The organism is Enterobacter cloacae complex sp. 309I3 (assembly GCF_050031595.1).
GTDB lineage: Bacteria > Pseudomonadota > Gammaproteobacteria > Enterobacterales > Enterobacteriaceae > Enterobacter > Enterobacter cloacae.
The window spans coordinates 3,020,229-3,037,204 of the sequence record NZ_JBLGWI010000001.1; the positions used below are offsets into that span (position 1 = coordinate 3,020,229).

Annotated in this window: 15 protein-coding genes; 4 read left to right on the plus strand and 11 right to left on the minus strand. The window is 53.3% G+C overall.

The genetic code is table 11. The features are described from left to right. Positions 1–136: 136 nt before the first annotated feature. Positions 137–1,396 (plus strand): dicarboxylate/amino acid:cation symporter, encoded by a 1,260-nt coding sequence (locus ACQG22_RS14335; protein ID WP_023620134.1) that lies wholly within the window; start codon positions 137–139, stop codon positions 1,394–1,396. A gap of 104 nt (positions 1,397–1,500) precedes the next feature. On the opposite strand, the gene cheW is transcribed toward ACQG22_RS14335, so the two are convergent. From cheW to flhD, 6 genes are all read right to left on the minus strand, one after another. Beyond that, complete coding sequence (gene cheW / locus ACQG22_RS14340; protein WP_013096054.1) at positions 1,501–2,004, minus strand: chemotaxis protein CheW; 504 nt, start codon at positions 2,002–2,004, stop codon at positions 1,501–1,503. A gap of 19 nt (positions 2,005–2,023) precedes the next feature. Next, complete coding sequence (cheA, locus tag ACQG22_RS14345; RefSeq protein ID WP_102751970.1) at positions 2,024–4,069, minus strand: chemotaxis protein CheA; 2,046 nt, start codon at positions 4,067–4,069, stop codon at positions 2,024–2,026. Between the two features lie 4 nt (positions 4,070–4,073). Beyond that, entirely contained in the window at positions 4,074–5,003 is a 930-nt protein-coding gene (motB, locus tag ACQG22_RS14350) for a flagellar motor protein MotB (RefSeq protein ID WP_013096052.1), read from the minus strand. Next, positions 5,000–5,887, minus strand: coding sequence for a flagellar motor stator protein MotA (motA, locus tag ACQG22_RS14355; protein WP_008500417.1), 888 nt, complete (start codon positions 5,885–5,887; stop codon positions 5,000–5,002). Before motA ends, motB begins: the two co-directional genes overlap by 4 nt. Positions 5,888–6,010: 123 nt before the next feature. After that, a complete protein-coding gene (gene flhC, locus ACQG22_RS14360; RefSeq protein ID WP_013096051.1) occupies positions 6,011–6,589 on the minus strand; it encodes a flagellar transcriptional regulator FlhC in 579 nt (192 codons plus the stop codon). 2 nt (positions 6,590–6,591) lie between these two features. Continuing rightward, positions 6,592–6,942, minus strand: coding sequence for a flagellar transcriptional regulator FlhD (gene flhD / locus ACQG22_RS14365; RefSeq protein WP_013096050.1), 351 nt, complete (start codon positions 6,940–6,942; stop codon positions 6,592–6,594). A gap of 794 nt (positions 6,943–7,736) precedes the next feature. On the opposite strand from flhD, the gene uspC reads away from it, so the two are divergent. Beyond that, on the plus strand, positions 7,737–8,165 hold the full coding sequence (gene uspC, locus ACQG22_RS14370; protein ID WP_029882593.1) for a universal stress protein UspC: 429 nt from the start codon (positions 7,737–7,739) through the stop codon (positions 8,163–8,165). 15 nt (positions 8,166–8,180) lie between these two features. Here uspC and otsA read toward each other — a convergent pair whose 3' ends face one another. From otsA to araF, 5 genes are all read right to left on the minus strand, one after another. Continuing rightward, positions 8,181–9,605, minus strand: a complete 1,425-nt coding sequence (gene otsA, locus ACQG22_RS14375) for an alpha,alpha-trehalose-phosphate synthase (RefSeq protein WP_013096048.1) — start codon at positions 9,603–9,605, stop codon at positions 8,181–8,183. Next, the gene (gene otsB / locus ACQG22_RS14380) at positions 9,580–10,383 is read right to left on the minus strand and encodes a trehalose-phosphatase (RefSeq protein ID WP_013096047.1); all 804 of its coding nucleotides are present in this window, start codon (positions 10,381–10,383) and stop codon (positions 9,580–9,582) included. Before otsB ends, otsA begins: the two co-directional genes overlap by 26 nt. Before the next feature lie 176 nt (positions 10,384–10,559). Beyond that, a complete protein-coding gene (araH, locus tag ACQG22_RS14385) occupies positions 10,560–11,546 on the minus strand; it encodes an L-arabinose ABC transporter permease AraH (RefSeq protein ID WP_013096046.1) in 987 nt (328 codons plus the stop codon). Between the two features lie 14 nt (positions 11,547–11,560). Continuing rightward, positions 11,561–13,075 carry an L-arabinose ABC transporter ATP-binding protein AraG gene (gene araG / locus ACQG22_RS14390; protein WP_058682892.1) on the minus strand — a complete coding sequence of 505 codons (1,515 nt, stop codon included), beginning with the start codon at positions 13,073–13,075 and terminating at the stop codon, positions 11,561–11,563. Between the two features lie 71 nt (positions 13,076–13,146). Next, on the minus strand, positions 13,147–14,136 hold the full coding sequence (gene araF / locus ACQG22_RS14395) for an arabinose ABC transporter substrate-binding protein AraF (RefSeq protein WP_028027935.1): 990 nt from the start codon (positions 14,134–14,136) through the stop codon (positions 13,147–13,149). Positions 14,137–14,935: 799 nt separating this feature from the next. On the opposite strand from araF, the gene ACQG22_RS14400 reads away from it, so the two are divergent. Beyond that, positions 14,936–15,439 (plus strand): non-heme ferritin-like protein, encoded by a 504-nt coding sequence (locus ACQG22_RS14400; protein WP_038419948.1) that lies wholly within the window; start codon positions 14,936–14,938, stop codon positions 15,437–15,439. A gap of 154 nt (positions 15,440–15,593) precedes the next feature. Beyond that, positions 15,594–16,937, plus strand: coding sequence for an anaerobic C4-dicarboxylate transporter (locus ACQG22_RS14405; protein WP_013096042.1), 1,344 nt, complete (start codon positions 15,594–15,596; stop codon positions 16,935–16,937). Positions 16,938–16,976 lie beyond the last annotated feature (39 nt).

The window sequence follows — 16,976 nt, forward strand, 5'->3', positions numbered from 1 at the left end:
ATTAATAAAATTTAAAAAGGAGTTGTATCTCCCCCCGCTTTACTTCAATTTATGTGCCGAATAATTTCCCGCGCAGTAATAAAAAATCCATATATATCTGCGCGGGCGACATCTACAGCGCATAGGGGTCTTTTTCGTGGCAAGTGCAAACAAACTTACGCTCTTCATCGTGATATTCATGCTGGCGGGTATTCTTTCAGGGGCGGCCATTCATGAATACGCATCTGCGGATGCCATCAAAACCTGGTCGGATAACATTACGCTTCTCACCGATATTTTTCTGCGACTGATCAAAATGGTGATTGCACCGTTGGTCTTCAGCACGCTGACGGTCGGCATTATGAAAATGGGCGAAACCTCGACTATTGGCCGCGTAGGCGGTAAAGCGATGGTATGGTTTATCAGCTCATCGGTACTTTCTATTCTGGTGGGGCTGTTTATTGTCACTCTGGAGCATCCAGGCAGCGGTCTGAACCTGACGATCCCCACTGAAGCAGTGGATACCGGGCTGGCCGTCGGCGGCATGACCCTGAAAGCGTTCCTCTCCCACACCATTCCGACCAGCATTGCCGGGGCGATGGCGAACAATGAAATTCTGCAAATTGTAGTGTTCTCCATGTTCTTTGGCATCGGCGGCGCGTCGCTGGGCCAGAAATTCAACGCCCCGCTGGTCGCGGCGCTGGATGTGGTATCCCATATCATGCTGAAGGTCACGGGCTACGTCATGTATGTTGCCCCGCTGGCGATTTTCGCTGCGATCTCGTCGGTGATTGCCACCCAGGGTCTCGGCATTCTACTGAACTATGCCTCCTTTATTGGCGGCTACTATGTGGCGATCCTGCTCACCTGCATGGTGTTGCTGGCAGTGGGTTACATGGTGCTGAAAAAAGAGGTGTTCCGCCTGCTCAGCATGCTGAAAGATCCGGTGCTGGTCGCCTTTACCACCAGCAGCTCCGAGGCAGCGTATCCGAAAACCCTTGAGCAACTGGAGCGATTTGGCTGTTCGCGCAGCATCGCCTCTTTCGTCCTGCCAATTGGGTATTCCTTTAACCTGGTCGGTTCGATGGTCTACTGCTCTTTTGCCTCAATGTTTATCGCTCAGGCGTACAATATTCATCTGAGTTTCTCTGAGGTCACCGTTCTGATGCTGACGCTGATGCTGGCATCAAAAGGCATTGCGGGGGTACCACGCTCTTCGCTGGTGGTACTGGCGGCGACCATCCCAAGCTTTAATATTCCGGTGGCGGGTATTCTGCTGCTGATGGGGATCGACCACTTCCTGGATATGGGGCGTTCCGCCATTAACGTGCTGGGTAACGGGATTGCAACCGCGATGCTGTCGCAGAATGAAGGGGCGCGGGAAGCTGAAGCGGAGCTGGTAGAGCAGGAAGTGTAAGAGTACAAAAGGGGTGTGGCCTGATGCCCTCACCCCACCCCTCTCCCACCGGGAGAGGGAGCAAACACAAAAAACGGCAACCTGGATTGCCGTTTTGCATTTACCTACGCTACATGGTTCGCCGCGATATCCAGCAACGCCATCTCTTCGCTGTTCAACAGCTTCTCGATGTTCACCAGAATCAACATACGCTCACCCAGCGCACCCAGCCCCGTCAGGTACTCGGTAGACAGCGTGACCGCAAACTCCGGCGCCGGACGGATTTGGTCAGACGTCAGTGAGAGCACGTCAGACACGCCATCCACCACGATACCGACCACGCGCTGCCCCAGATTGAGGACAATCACCACGGTGTTATCGTTATACTCCACATCGCCCTGGCTGAACTTCACGCGCAGGTCAACGATAGGCACAATCACGCCGCGCAGGTTGGTGACGCCTTTAATAAACGCTGGCGTGTTCGCGATGCGGGTAACCTGATCGTAACCACGAATTTCCTGCACTTTCAGGATATCGATGCCGTACTCCTCATCGCCTAAAGTGAATACCAGGAACTCCTGTCCTGATGGCTCGCCCGCCAGTTTCGTTACATTACTCATACCGGTCATGTTCTTACCCTTTACTTAATCAGGCGGCTGTGTACGCCACACGTTGTTCACGATTTAATCCCTGAAGCGCCGACACGTCGACGATCAGCGCCACGCTACCATCACCCAGAATGGTGGCGGCAGAAATACCCGGCACTTTGCGGTAGTTGCTTTCGAGGTTCTTCACCACCACCTGGTGCTGACCAATCAACTGGTCAACCAGCAGCGCGTAGCGGCGACCCGCACTTTGCAGGATCACGACGATACCCTGCGTGGCCTCTGTTTTCGCCCCGTCGACTTCGAAGACTTTCCACAGTTCCACCAGCGGCAGGTATTCCCCACGCACTTCGAGCACGCGCTCGCCACCTGCCAGTGGGTGCAGATCTTCTTCACGTGGCTGCAGTGATTCCATTACCGCGTTCAGCGGCAGAATGAAGACTTCGTCCGCCACTTTCACCGACATACCGTCGAGGATCGCCAGCGTCAGCGGCAGCAGAATACGAATGGTGGTACCAGAACCTTGCTTAGACTGGATTTCGACGTGGCCGCCCATTTCCTGAATGTTACGCTTCACCACGTCCATTCCCACGCCGCGTCCGGAGACATCCGTTACCTGCTCGGCGGTTGAGAAACCCGGGGCGAAGATCAGCATGCCCACTTCTTCATCGGTCATGTTTTCGCTGACCGCCATCCCCTGCGAAATCGCCTTCGCCAGGATACGCTCGCGGTTAAGGCCCGCGCCGTCATCGGTTACTTCAATACAGATGTTCCCGCCCTGGTGCTCCGCAGACAGGATCAGGTTACCGACCGGGGATTTTCCGGCGGCAATACGGTTTTCCGGCAGTTCGATACCGTGGTCCAGGCTGTTACGCACCAGGTGCGTTAACGGATCGATAATGCGTTCAATCAGGCTCTTATCCAGCTCGGTGGAGCTGCCCATCAGCGTCAGTTCAATCTGCTTATTGAGTTTACCGGCCAGGTCGCGCACCAGACGCGGGAAGCGGCTAAAGACGTACTCCATCGGCATCATACGGATGGACATCACCGATTCCTGCAGATCGCGGGCGTTACGCTGTAACTGCCCCATGCTGGTAATCAGATCGCCGTGCGTGACCGGGTCCAGTTCGTTAGAACGCTGGGCCAGCATTGACTGGGTGATCACCAGCTCACCGACCAGGTTGATCAGCTGGTCAACCTTCTCTACAGCAACGCGAATACTGGTCGATTCGCTGGAGCGCGCCGCCGGTTTTTCACCACGGCCCGGGGCAGCAGCCTCTTTAGGAACGGCTTTCAACGCCGGAGCAGCAGGGGCGACCGCGGGCGCAGCAGCCTGAGCCACAGCGGCAACCTCCTCCACTGCAGCAGGCGCGTCAACGGCAACCGCTTCCGTTTCAAAGGCGATTTGATCGGCTTCGATAACAAAGCACAGCACTGCCACGATGTCGTCCTGGCTGATACCGTCATCGAGCGTCGCAGCAAGGCTGTCTTTGCCTTTTACCACGTTGCTTAATGTCGCCAGGTTACCCAGCTCCTCTTCCAGCAGGTTGACTTCGTTCTCTTTCAGGCGCGACAGCACAACGCGCAGTTTCCCCGCTTTAGCGGCGGCAGGTGCGGCAGGTGCTGCATCTTCAGCGGCTGGCGCATCAACAACGCTCAGTTTGGCTGCAGGAACAACGGCTGCGGCGACCTCACCTTTTGCTTCCAGCGCAAGCTGGCGCAGCGCATTGCAGATGTATTCAAAGCTGGCGGCATCAGGCTCTGCCGAACTTTTATAGGCGTCGAGCTGTTCCTGCATAATATCTTTGGTTTCCAAAAACAGGTTGATAATGTCGGTATTGAGCTGCATCTCACCGCGTCGTGCTTCATCAAGCAGGTTTTCCATTAAATGGGTGGTTTCCTGCAGGATGGTAAATCCAAATGTTCCGGCTCCGCCTTTAATGGAGTGCGCAGCGCGGAAGATGGCATTGAGCTGCTCGGAGTCCGGCGCTTCTGGCACCAAATCCAGCAAATGTTGCTCCATATCCGCCAACAATTCGTCGGCTTCATCAAAGAATGTCTGGTAAAAATCGCTAATATCCATGCTCACGCTATCACCTCGGATTGGCTGGTGGCGATGTTGGAACGGCAGCCGAAGGAACGGCCCCAGGCTGTTTTAAATCGTCCAGTGACTCATTCTGACTTTCGGCGTTTTCATGCAGGATGGCCTGCTCCGCCTGCTGGTTCAGCACTAAAAGACTGATACGACGGTTGATGGCGTCATCCGGCCCGCGGTCAGAGACACGCATGGTTGCTGCCATGCCGACCACGCGCAGTACCTTGCCATCATCAAGCCCACCCGCCACCAGCTCGCGACGCGAGGCGTTGGCACGATCGGCAGAAAGCTCCCAGTTGCTGTATCCCTTCTCGCCCGTGGCGTACGGGAAGTCATCCGTGTGGCCTGACAGGCTAATGCGGTTTGGAATACCATTCAGCACCGGCGCAATGGCGCGCAAAATATCGCGCATATAGGGTTCAACCTCGGCGCTACCGGTTTTGAACATCGGGCGGTTCTGGCTATCAATAATCTGGATACGCAGCCCTTCCTGCACCAGATCGATCTTCAGATGCGGTCGCAGCGCGCGCAGTTTCGGGTCCGCTTCAATCAGCTGATCGAGATCGCCGCGCAGTTTTTTCAGACGCGCCTGCTCCATCTTTCTCTTCAGCTCGTCGATGTTCGGCTCTTTTTTCACCTCACCCTGCTTCTGGGTGTAATCATCGCCGCCGCCGGGGATCGGGCTGTCACTGTTAGAGATACGCGGCCCACCGGAGACCGCAGTCGCCAGTGGCGTACGGAAGTATTCCGCAATCTGAATCAGCTCTTTCGGGCTGGAGATCGAGATCAACCACATCACCAGAAAGAAGGCCATCATTGCGGTCATAAAATCGGCGTAGGCAATTTTCCAGGAGCCATGCGCACCGTGCCCATGCCCCTTATGCTTGCGCTTTTTTACGATGACGATCGGATGGGACTGGTTTTTCATGCGTCCTCAGTTGTCGTCTGTTGGTTTGGGTTTTTCACCGCACGCACGTGTTCTTCAAGCTCGATAAACGACGGACGCTCGCTGGAGTAAAGCGTTTTACGGCCAAACTCAACCGCGATCGGTGGCGCATAACCGTTGAGGTTAGAGAGCAGCGTAATCTTCACGCACTGCATCATTTTGGTGGTTTCCGCGCTCTTCTGACGCAGAACGCTGGCCAGCGGAGAGATAAAACCATACGCCAGCAAAATACCGAGGAAGGTCCCCACCATGGCGTGGGCAATCAGCGCCCCCAGCTCTGCAGCCGGGCGATCCGCCGAGGCCAGCGCGTGAACAACCCCCATGACCGCCGCCACGATACCGAAGGCCGGCAATGAGTCCCCCACCAGCGCCAGGCTGTTGGCCGGCACTTCGGATTCGCTCTCGTGGGTTTCGATCTCTTCGTCCATCAGCGCTTCAATTTCGAAGGTATTCATATTGCCGCTGATGATCAGGCGCAGGTAATCGACAATGAAATCCAGCATCATGGCATCGGCAAGGATGCGCGGGTAGCTGGCAAAAATCTCGCTCTCTTTCGGGTTTTCGATATCCCGTTCCAGCGAGAACATCCCCTGCTGGCGCGACTTCGCCATCAGGCGATAGAGCAGAGCCAGCAGATCCATATACATGCTTTTGGTGTATTTCGAGCGACGGAACAGCAATGGAATAGCTTTCAGCGTCCCCTTGATCGATTTCCCGTTGTTGCCAACGATAAAAGCCCCTACCCCTGCGCCGCCGATGATAATAAGTTCAGCCGGTTGATAGAGTGCTCCAAGGTGCCCGCCGGTCATCATGTAACCGCCGAAAACTGTACCGAGAACTACCAGGTAACCTAATAAGATAAGCACGACATCATCCTTCCGCTAGTGACTATGGCAAGGACGTTCAGCTCGCAGCGTTTACCGAATCAAGGATAAAAAAAAGCAGCGGTAATGGCTTACCGCTGCTGGAATCTTTCCCACACGTTCGGGTTAAACAGCTTGTTCGATCTGTTCATCCAGCAGTTGTGGAATAATATCGGCAGCATCCCGGGAAAGTTTACGTCTTTTTACTGCACGGGATGGAGGCTGACATAAACTACAGGCGAAGCTGCCTGCAGGCTGATGAGCATGGGTAATGAAATTGCCATCGCAGCAGTTGCAGCGCGACAATTCAAGCATTCCGCTCTCAACAAAACGCACCAGCGTCCATGCGCGGGTCAGCGCCAGCAGGGGACCCTCTTCCTGCTGTGGGCATTGTTCAAGGTAAAGTTTATACGCTTTGATCACGGCATCGACGCCGCTACACAAACCGGTTTTGAGAAGGTACTGCCAGGCATTACAGAACATGGAGGCGTGAATGTTCTGCTCCCAGGTCATAAACCAGTCCGTTGAAAACGGCAACATTCCTTTCGGTGGGGGACTACCACGTAACTCTTTGTACAGTTTGATGAGACGACCACGGCTCAACTGAGTTTCGCTTTCCAGCATTTGTAAACGAGCACCCAGTGTAATCAGCTCCATGGCCAACTGTATGTCACGCGCTTCCTGAACAATGCTTTTCTCGCTCATTTCTACGCTCTTTTTTTACGGGCTGCGTCATCAGGCTGGCTGATTTCGTTGAGCAAGCGGGTGGAGAGAAGAATACCGGTATGGATCTGTTGCAGATCGTCCACACGAGATTCCTGTGTCAGCCGCGTGATAGTCTGAGGATTATCGAAGCGGAACTGGCAAACCAGTTGATTCGTTTCAGCCAGTTTAACCATTTGCGGCAGGGTTAACCCGCCCAGCATGGTTGCCATCTCTTCGTTAATACCTAAACGAAACATCGCGGACGCTTTGTCCTGACTAATTAATCGCTGCGCGAGCAGTAAATATGACAGGTTGATGTCATAGATATGTTTTAGCAACTCGGATGTATGCATTTTTCCCATCCCGAATAACCAACTATTATTTTTATGCGGAAAGACCGCACCCCGTGATGTCGCCGGGAAAACACCCGGTATTTAAAAAAAAGGCTAAATGCATAGTTGAATTTAGGTTTGTATTCTGCAAAACGTGCACCAACGAAGCGCGGATGCGCTTCTTACATGTTTTATCATTTCTTACAAATAACTAAGATTTTTCCTAATTCGACGCAAACTCTACTCGTCAGTTTTGACACATACAATGCAGCCATCCTCAAATTTAAAAAAAATGTGATCAATGTCACATAATTTAAGTGAATATCATCCATAAATCCATCAGTGAGCCTTGTAATTTGTTCATTTTTTAACCGATCAAGACCATTTTATATTCTTTATGGACGAATACTCATGCAGAAGTGCGAACAGAAGGCCCATGGCGATTGCTTTTTTGAGCAATAGCGACTACCGCAACAATTCACACGCTATACATCTCAGGGCCACATTTTCATTACCTATGAAAAACATACAGTTATGCTTGAGGGGTGAAAAATTTGTTTCAAAGCGTGATCATTCACATTGCGTCTATAACGCTTTAAAACGATTTAACATCACGCGCATCAAAATGTGTGATTTACGTTAAGTTGTTAATTTTTTTCATTTGCACGCGGTTTGCCGTTATTCTTCTTATAAGAATAATTAATGAATAATTATGAGAAGCTTCACACTAATGTCGTATTCACCTCTTGCAGAAGTGCTGATTTCGCGGTAATGCTGACACAGACGCGGTTTTTCAGACAGCTAAGGAGTGCGTGATGAGTTACTCCCATCTTCTTGTTTCTGTTGCAGTTTCACCGGAAAGTCACCAACTCGTTGCCCGGGCGGTGTCCATTGCCCGCCCGCATAATGCGCGCATCAGCTTAATTACCCTTGCGGCCGAACCCGAGATGTACAATCAACTGGCAGCCCCCATGCTGGAAGATATTCGTGAGGTATTACAGGAAGAAACGCAGCAATTTCTGCAGGAGCTGGTGGAGAAAGCGCAATATCCCATTTATCAGACCGTCATTGCGACAGGTGAACTGAATGCGCATATTCTCGACGTATGTCGCAAAGAGAAAATTGATTTAGTGATATGCGGTAATCATAACCAAAGCTTTATTTCACGGGCGGCCTGCGCGGCGAAATCGATAGTCGCCTCAAGCCTGGTTGATGTGCTGTTGGTGCCTCTTGGGGGTCGTTAAACCCCCAGAGGAATATCACGCCAGTTTAGGGAAAGTCGCGATCTTTTTTTGCAGAACGCCTTCATGGCTTTGCGGCTCAATATTACGCAAATCGCGAATAAAACGTGCCTGCCAGTGATTAATATCGTTCTCGCGGATCGTATCCATCATTTCCGCATGACGGGAAATACGCTCCGTCAGCGGCATCGTCAGAGCACGGTTGAGCGCGTTCGCCACATCATCCCGGTCGTAAGGGTTAACGATGAGCGCTGAAGTGAGTTCGTTCGCGGCTCCCGCAAACTGAGAAAGCACCAGCACCCCCGGATCGGCTGGATCTTGCGCCGCCACATACTCCTTTGCCACCAGGTTCATCCCGTCGCGCAGCGGTGTTACGAGGCCGACGTCAGCATAGCGGAACACCTTCATCAGGATCTTACGGTCAAAGTGTTGGTTCAGATAAAACAGCGGCGTCCAGCCCAGCTGACCGTAGCGGCCGTTGATGCGCCCTGCTTCCGTCTCCAGTTGATGACGAATATCCTGATAGGCCTGCACTTCCCCACGTGACGTAGGTGCAATCTGCGTATAGCGGATTTTACCGTGGTGCTGCGGATATTTATCCAGCAGCGTTTCATACGCCAGGAAGCGCTCCGGCAGCCCTTTGGAGTAGTCGAGACGCTCCACCGAGAAGATATTCTTCACGTGTTTCAGCTCGTTTTTAAGCTGTGCCAGCTTCGGCGGCAACGGACCAGACGCCTGCTCAGCAATCTCATCCGGCTCTATCCCAATCGGATAGACTTCGGTATGGAACGTTTTACCCCAGGCCGTATGCGTTTTGCCCCCTTTCGTCATCAGGCGTGTTTTGCCCGATACCGAATCCAGGAACGCAATGCGGTCATTCTCAGTCTGGAAGCCCAGCAAATCGTAATCACACAGCGCTTCCAGCAGCTCTTCATGCGGCGGCAGCGCGGTAAAAATTTCCGGTGTCGGGAACGGAATATGGAGGAAGAAGCCGATGCGGTTGTTGACTCCGCGTTTTCGCAGCTCGCGGGCGAAGGGAAGCAGATGATAATCGTGGATCCATAAAATATCGTCTTCCTCGATTAAAGGCAGCAGTTTATCCGCCAGCAGCGCATTGACGCGGCTGTAGCCTTCAAACGATTCTCGCTGAAATTTGACCAGGTCCAGACGGTAGTGGAACGCGGGCCACAGCACGGCATTCGAGAACTGGGAGTAGTACTCGTCATAATCTTTCTCTTTCAGGGCGAATGACGCCCAGGTGATGTTGCCGCGCGTCACCTTTTTAAGTGGTTTTTCTTCCTCACTGATGTCACCACTCCAGCCAAACCACAGCCCGCCAGCAGCTTTTAAGGCACCTAATACCCCCACCGCCAGCCCACCTGCACTGGCTTTTTTATCGTCAGGCGGTGCGATACGGTTAGAGACGACGACTAAGCGACCCATAATGGTTTCCCCCTTTGTTTTGCGCTATTTGTTGTTGTTGCTGGTTAGCGATGTCAGATATCCACTGCCAGACGCTGGTCACATTTGCCAGACGCCATTCGGCTTCAGTGTCACCAGGCCCAACCTTCACGGAGATCCCTCCGGCCTGATTCACTACACGAAACCCGGCCTCATCGGTCAGGTCATCCCCAAGAAAAACGGGCGTCCGGCCCCGGAAAGGCGGCGTTGCCATAAACGCGGCGATCGCAGCCCCTTTATTGATCCCTTTCGGTTTAAGCTCCACGACGCATTTACCCGGCTGCAACGCCAGCTCAGGATGCGCCTGCGCGACCCTGGCGGCGAGCGCAAGCACGGCCTCTTCATGCTGCGGTGCCTGGCGATAGTGCAAGGCAAAGGCCATCCCTTTGGCTTCCAGCTCCGTGCCCGGCAGTTCAGCCAGTGCAGCAGCGAGCTGCGCCTGCAGCTTTTCGATTAATGCATCGGGGAGTGAAACGATGTGCGTGTGATCATGGATGTCGCGGCGCTCCGCTCCGTGTACACCGGCCAGCGGAAAGTGGTAAGGACTGGCGAGCAAATCCAGCTCGGCCATTGAGCGCCCTGATATCAATGCCAGTGCTCCCTCATTCATTTGCGAGAGCTGATGCAAATCCTGTAATACCGCCTCCGGGATAACCACTTGGTCGGGGTGCGGTTTTATCCCGGCGAGCGTGCCGTCGAGATCGAAAAAGAAAGCATAGTGTCCGGGCAGTACAGGCGGTGCGGTTAACAAGTCAGCCACCCTGGTCCTCCTTACGGTTTACGAGAGGTAAACGCCTTTACCTCTTTCATAGCCATGTAAGTATAGACAGTGTGACGTCGCTCGCCATTTGACAACCGCCCCGCCAGCGGAACTGGCGGGGCGGTTCAGGCGTCAACTAAGGTTATAAGTTGAGCAATTAAAAGGCAGGAAGAACGTTACACGGTACGCTTCGCTTTTTGCTTGTAACGGTCGAAAATCACGGCTGCGAGCAGGATCAGGCCACGAACCACATACTGGGAGAACGGCGAAATATTCAGCAGGTTCATGGCGTTCTCTACTGTCCCCAAAATGAGGATACCGGCCACCACATATGAGATTTTTCCGATGCCGCCCTTCAGCGAAACCCCGCCCAACACGCAGGCTGAAATGACGATCAGCTCGTACCCAATGGAGGTCATAGGCTGGCCGCTGGTCATGCGCGATGCCAGAATAATCCCCGCTGCCGCCGAGACCAGACCGGAGAGCACAAAGATAATGATCTTAGTGCGCACCACCGGTACACCCGCCAGCCGCGCCGCTTCCTCATTACCGCCGATCGCCAGGGTATTTCGGCCAAACGTGGTGCGGTTAAGCAGGAAGCCGAACAGGATCAGACAGGCCACCGTCAGCCAGATTGGCGCAGGCAACCCCAGCCAGTTCGCATAGCCAAGGGTGAAGAAGCGCTCGTCTTCAATCCCCACCGCTTTACCGTCGGAGATGATATAGGCCAGACCGCGCACAATCTGCATGGTCGCAAGGGTGGTGATCAGGGCGTTAATCTTCAGGCGGGCAATCACAAACCCGTTAACCAGACCGCTGATAACGCCCAGCAGCAGACCCGCCAGCACGCCAATCCACAGGCTTTCGGTCATATTGATCACCACCGCCGTGGTGACGCCAGCACAGGCAATGACGGAGGCCACTGACAGGTCGAAATCGCCCGAGGCCAGACAGAACAGCATCCCGCAGGCCACCATACCGGACATGGAAATGGCCAGCCCCAGCCCTTTCATATTAATGAAGGTGGCAAAGTTGGGCACAAAGATCGCGCAGGCGACAAAGAGTGCGGCAAAGACCACCAGCATGCCGTACTGATCCCAGATGCGGCCAAAACTGAAGGCCGATTTCGATTTCGGCGCTCCGGATGTAGTAACAGAGGACATCATTAACTCCTTACTCAGGCGACAGCCTGGCTAACTTTCGGCATGGCGAGACTCAACGCCTGTTGTTCATTCGCCTGTTCATGAAGCAATTCACCGGCGATTTCGCCCTCACGCATCACAACAATGCGGTCGGCCACGCCGAGTACCTCAGGCAGATCGCTGGAGGCGAACAACACCGCCACACCGCGTTTTGCCAGCTCATAGATCACGTTATAAATTTCGTGTTTCGCCCCCACATCGATGCCGCGCGTTGGCTCATCCAGCAAAATGACCTTCATATCCTCCGACAACCAGCGGCCTAAAATCGCCTTCTGCTGGTTACCGCCGGAGAGATTCATGATCAGCTGTTCCGGGCCCGGGGTTTTGATGTTCAGCGAACGGATATGGTGATCGGCGTTGCTCTCCTCCCAGCCGTCGTTGATCAGGCAACCGGCGCGAATAAACTTCCGCCGCGCGGAAATATTGATGTTGTCACGTACCGAGTGCACCGGAATAATGCCCTCCGCTTTGCGGTCTTCCGGGCAGAGCATCATTCCGGCCTGGATGGCATGTGCGGGCTTCTGGATATCGACCCGCTGCCCGTCAATGGATACCTGCCCTTCGGTGATGCGCGTACCGCCAAACAGGCCTTTCATTAACTCGCTACGCCCTGCGCCCACCAGACCAAACAGCCCGACAATCTCCCCGCTGCGCACCGAGAGCGAGATCGGCGTTCGCACGCCCGGCGCTTTAACGTTTTCCAGCTTCAGGCGCTCAGGGCCGTATTCGCGTGGCTGCCAGTGATAGATATCTCCCAGCTCGCGGCCAACCATCGCCTGAACGAGCTGGTCATGATTGACCTGCTCCATATCGGTAAAGGTGCGCACGTAGCGGCCATCTTTAAAGACGGTGATGGCATCGCTTAAGGCAAAAATCTCTTCCATACGGTGCGAAACATACAAAATAATGCGGCCTTCTTTACGCAGCTCGCGGATCACCCGGAACAGGTTTTCGATTTCACGCGCGGAAAGCGAGCTTGTCGGTTCGTCGAAGGCAATGATCCTGGCGTTACGCGCCAGCGCCTTGGCAATTTCAACCATCTGCCACTGGCCGATGGAGAGATACTTCAGTGGTGTCTGGGGATCGACATCCAGACCCAGATGTTTCAGCTGCAGCCCCGCTTCGTAATTAAGTAGCGACCGGTTTACCACGCCGCTTTTGTGCGGGAGCTGGCCTAAATAGATGTTTTCCGCCACCGTCATCTCAGGGATCAAATGCAGTTCCTGATAGATGATGGCCACCCCGGCGTTGAGCGCAGCGGTGGTATCAGCAAACGCCACCTCTTCGCCGCGAATGGCCAGCGTGCCGGTGGTTGGCGTGTAGTTGCCGCTGAGGATTTTCAACAGCGTGGATTTTCCGGCGCCATTTTCGCCCATCAGGGCGTGAACCTGACCGGCATAGCAGTCGAAGCTGATATCGGTCAGCGCGTTAACACCGGGAAAGGTTTTCCCGATACCGCGAAAAGAGAGATACGGATCAGACTGTCGCATAACGTCTCCGTGATTCCTGTAGTGTGTACGTCTGGCCCCTCGCGGTTCGCGAGGGGCACAATCACCGCGTATTACTTACCGCCCAGTCCTTTTTTCGCCAGCTCCTCTTTGAAGTTGTCGCGGGTGATCAGCACCACGTCGGTCACTTCAGTAAACTTCGGCGGTTCCACCCCTTTGGTGACCCAGTTGTAGAGCATTTCGCTGGATTTATAGCCGTGTACGTCCGGGCTTGGCAGCAGTGAGCCGTAGAAGCCCGTCGCCTGCGCTTTAGAGAGCTCACTCACCGCGTCAACGCCGTTGATGCCGATACCGATCACATCAGGCGCTTTGAAGCCCTGACCTTCCGTTGCGCGTACGCCGCCCAGGACGGTGTTATCGTTCATGCCGACCACCAGCCAGTGCTTCACCTCTGGATGTTGAACCAGCATGGAGTTGGCGGCGTCGAAGGCCCCCGGAATGTCGTTGGATTTTGTCGGCACTTTATAGATCTGTTTTTCCGGGAAGCCGGCCGCTTTCAGCGCATCCATTGACCCGGTGGTACGACGGCGGGCGGTGTCCAGCTCGTCGGCGGTGATAGCCATCACGGCGGTATCTTTCACATCCCAGCCGCGTTTCTGCATCTCTTTATAGAGTTCCTGGCCCTGACGTTCGCCAATTTTGGTGGCCGCCATCATCACCAGCGGCACGCTGTCCATCGGTTTGCCCTTGGCGTTGACGAACTGATCGTCAACCGCAATAACCTTCATGTCGTAACCGCGCGCTTTGGCTGCAATCGCAGAGCCCAGTTTGGGATCCGGCGTACAGATAACGAACCCTTTCGCCCCACTGGCCGCCAGGCTGTCGATAGCGTTCAGCGTTTTTTCACCGTCAGGCACGGCGATTTTAATGACCTCAAAACCTAAATCTTTCCCGGCCTTATCGGCGAATTTCCATTCGGTCTGGAACCAGGGTTCTTCCGGCTGTTTTACCAAAAAACCGAGTTTTAAATTCTCAGCGATAGCGGATTGTGACATAACGGCAGCCAGACCGATGGCCGCCAGCGCTTTAGTAAATTTGTGCATGGTAAACTCCAGCATTAGCGTTCTTTTCTGTAGGGAATATTTGCGTACTTCTTATTTAATCGGACTTAAAACAAGGCATTAGCGCTTACCTCGTCATAAGCGTTAGTGCTGGTGATAGTTTTAGCGGGAAATTAATCATCCATAAGAGAGCGCCATCACACCGCAGAATTACAGTAATTGCGTACATAAATTCAGCGAAAAATGACATAAAAACGGCAGTATTTGTCGGACAAATGAAACCGAGATAAGCAGAATTATCCATAAGATCAGCTAAGAAATCCCTGATACCCAAACCCCCGCGCTCCGGGCGCGATCGCGGTACGGCGTTACCATCATCGGGAACTGTGTAGGACTGGCGTTGCCGCAAAATATATTTTATGGCGTTATTCTGCGAAAATTGATTTAGCGCAATTTAGTCGGCGCATCATATATTTGAAATAGTTAATCCTGAATTAACTATTTCTCAGAGCATAATTCCGACTCACTATTCCCAGTGGGTAAATAGCGATATCAAAATAGGTAAAAACCATCAATTTCAAGTGGTTAGATAAATCTTATTTTATAACAACATGTTGTTATTTTTGTACTATATTAAATTTTGTAATGTATGGTAAAACGCACCAATTAAGAGTTTTCTTAAACACCGAGCAGGGGTATGCTTATTTATATCGAACATAGGAAGTGATTATTCGGTCGACTTTTGTCATTGCAGAAATGCTTTTCTGCCACTTACTCGTCTTAACCTGCCCGTTCAGGTTTTGTTACGGACATCACACTAACAGTCTATAAGGATATTGGTATGACTACCCAAACGATGATGCAAAAACTCAATGCGCAGATGAACCTGGAGTTCTATGCGTCGAATCTGCACCTCCATTTGAGCGAGTGGTGTTCTGAGAACCGTCTCAACGGTACCGCCACTTTTTTTCGTACCCAGGCACAAAGTAACGTCACCCATATGATGCGCGTCTTTAACTTTATGAAAGGCGCAGGGGCAAATCCTATCGTCAAAGCCCCGGATGCAATTAATGGGCACTACTCCTCGCTGGAGGAGTTATTCAGGAAAACACTTGAAGAGTATGAGCAACGCTGCGCCACGCTAAATAAACTGGCGGATGAAGCCAGAGCACAGCATGACAGCGCAACACTGCAGTTCCTGCGCGATATGGACAAAGAGCAGCAGCAGGACGGCATTTTGCTTAAAGCACTGGCGGATGAGCTCCGCAACGCGCAGCAGTCCGGGTTATGCCCGGAACAGACCGACCGTCACCTGCTCGATCTGGTGACAGTGCAGCACCACTAAGCTTTTCGCCTGCTCCCGTTCGGGAGTGGGCCTCTTTTTCACAGCCAACCTCCTGCTTTTTAAAAGATTTAACAAATCAGATCTCGCTCTCAATGATTATCCCTACAACATGTAATGATTTATTTAATTACATAATTAATGACGAGGGAGCATCATGATCACCATTGAGTTTATTGTCATCCTCCTGTGCCTGCTGACAGGCACGCGTTTTGGCGGGATGGGACTGGGGCTGATAAGCGGTATCGGTCTGTTTATTTTGACGTTTATCTTTGGTCTGCAGCCCGGTAAACCGCCGGTTGATGTGATGCTGACTATCCTCGCTGTGATCGGGTGTGCGGCCACCCTGCAGACGGCAGGCGGGCTGAATGTGATGATGCAATTTGCCGAGCGCCTGCTGCGCAAGCATCCTCAGCACATCACCCTCCTCGCCCCCTTTACCACCTGGATGCTGACCTTTCTCTGCGGTACCGGCCATGTGGTGTACACCATGTTCCCGATTATTGCCGATATCGCCCTGAAAAAAGGGATCCGCCCGGAACGTCCGATGGCCGTGGCGTCGGTGGCATCGCAAATGGCGATCACCGCCTCCCCGGTCTCCGTTGCCGTGGTGTCGCTGATTTCCATTCTGGCCGCCCAGCACGGCATTGGACACGCGTGGGGGATCCTTGAAATTCTCGCCGTGTCGGTTCCCGCCTCGCTGTTCGGTGTGACCATTGCCGCCCTGTGGAGTTTACGCCGCGGGAAAGATTTAGCCGATGACATGGAATTCCAGGAAAAGCTGAAAGATCCAAAACAGCGCGAGTTTATCTACGGCGGAACCGAGACGTTGATGAACCAACGTTTTCCGAAACAGGCCTACTGGTCAACGTGGATTTTCTTCGCCGGGATCGCGGTGGTGGTGCTGCTCGGGGCATTGCCTGAACTGCGTCCGGCGTTTGAGGTGAAAGGCAAAATGACGGCGCTGTCGATGAACCTTGTCATTCAGATGATGATGCTCATTGCGGGTGCGGTGATGCTGGTCACCTGCAAGGTCAATGCGGCGACCATTTCTAACGGCGCGGTCTTTAAAGCCGGAATGGTGGCGATTTTCTCGGTGTTCGGCGTCGCGTGGATGAGCGATACCTTTTTCCAGGCGCATCTCGACGAGCTAAAACTGGCGCTGGAAGGGGTCGTGAAAAGCCATCCGTGGACCTACGCCATCGTGCTTTTCCTGGTCTCTAAACTGGTGAACAGCCAGGCGGCAGCGCTGACGGCCGTGGCGCCGATGGGGTTAATGCTGGGTATCGATCCGAAAATGCTGATCGCTTTCTTCCCGGCGTCGTATGGCTATTTTGTTCTGCCCACCTACCCAAGCGATTTGGCCTGCATCGGGTTTGACCGCTCAGGGACAACCCGTATCGGCAAATTTATTATCAACCACAGCTTTATCCTGCCGGGGATAATTGGCGTGAGCTGTGCGTGCGCGGCGAGTTATCTGCTGGTACAGACCTTCTTTTAAACGCTTTCGGGCGACAGGCACTGTCGCCCTTCTCACGTT

Coding starts and splice junctions, on each gene's coding strand:
- cheW (WP_013096054.1), bottom strand. CDS start 2,004: ATGACCGGTATGAGTAATGTAACGAAACTGGCGGGCGAGCCATCAGGA.
- motB (WP_013096052.1), bottom strand. CDS start 5,003: ATGAAAAACCAGTCCCATCCGATCGTCATCGTAAAAAAGCGCAAGCAT.
- flhC (WP_013096051.1), bottom strand. CDS start 6,589: ATGAGCGAGAAAAGCATTGTTCAGGAAGCGCGTGACATACAGTTGGCC.
- flhD (WP_013096050.1), bottom strand. CDS start 6,942: ATGCATACATCCGAGTTGCTAAAACATATCTATGACATCAACCTGTCA.
- uspC (WP_029882593.1), top strand. CDS start 7,737: ATGAGTTACTCCCATCTTCTTGTTTCTGTTGCAGTTTCACCGGAAAGT.
- otsA (WP_013096048.1), bottom strand. CDS start 9,605: ATGGGTCGCTTAGTCGTCGTCTCTAACCGTATCGCACCGCCTGACGAT.
- araH (WP_013096046.1), bottom strand. CDS start 11,546: ATGTCCTCTGTTACTACATCCGGAGCGCCGAAATCGAAATCGGCCTTC.
- araG (WP_058682892.1), bottom strand. CDS start 13,075: ATGCGACAGTCTGATCCGTATCTCTCTTTTCGCGGTATCGGGAAAACC.
- araF (WP_028027935.1), bottom strand. CDS start 14,136: ATGCACAAATTTACTAAAGCGCTGGCGGCCATCGGTCTGGCTGCCGTT.
- ACQG22_RS14400 (WP_038419948.1), top strand. CDS start 14,936: ATGACTACCCAAACGATGATGCAAAAACTCAATGCGCAGATGAACCTG.
- ACQG22_RS14405 (WP_013096042.1), top strand. CDS start 15,594: ATGATCACCATTGAGTTTATTGTCATCCTCCTGTGCCTGCTGACAGGC.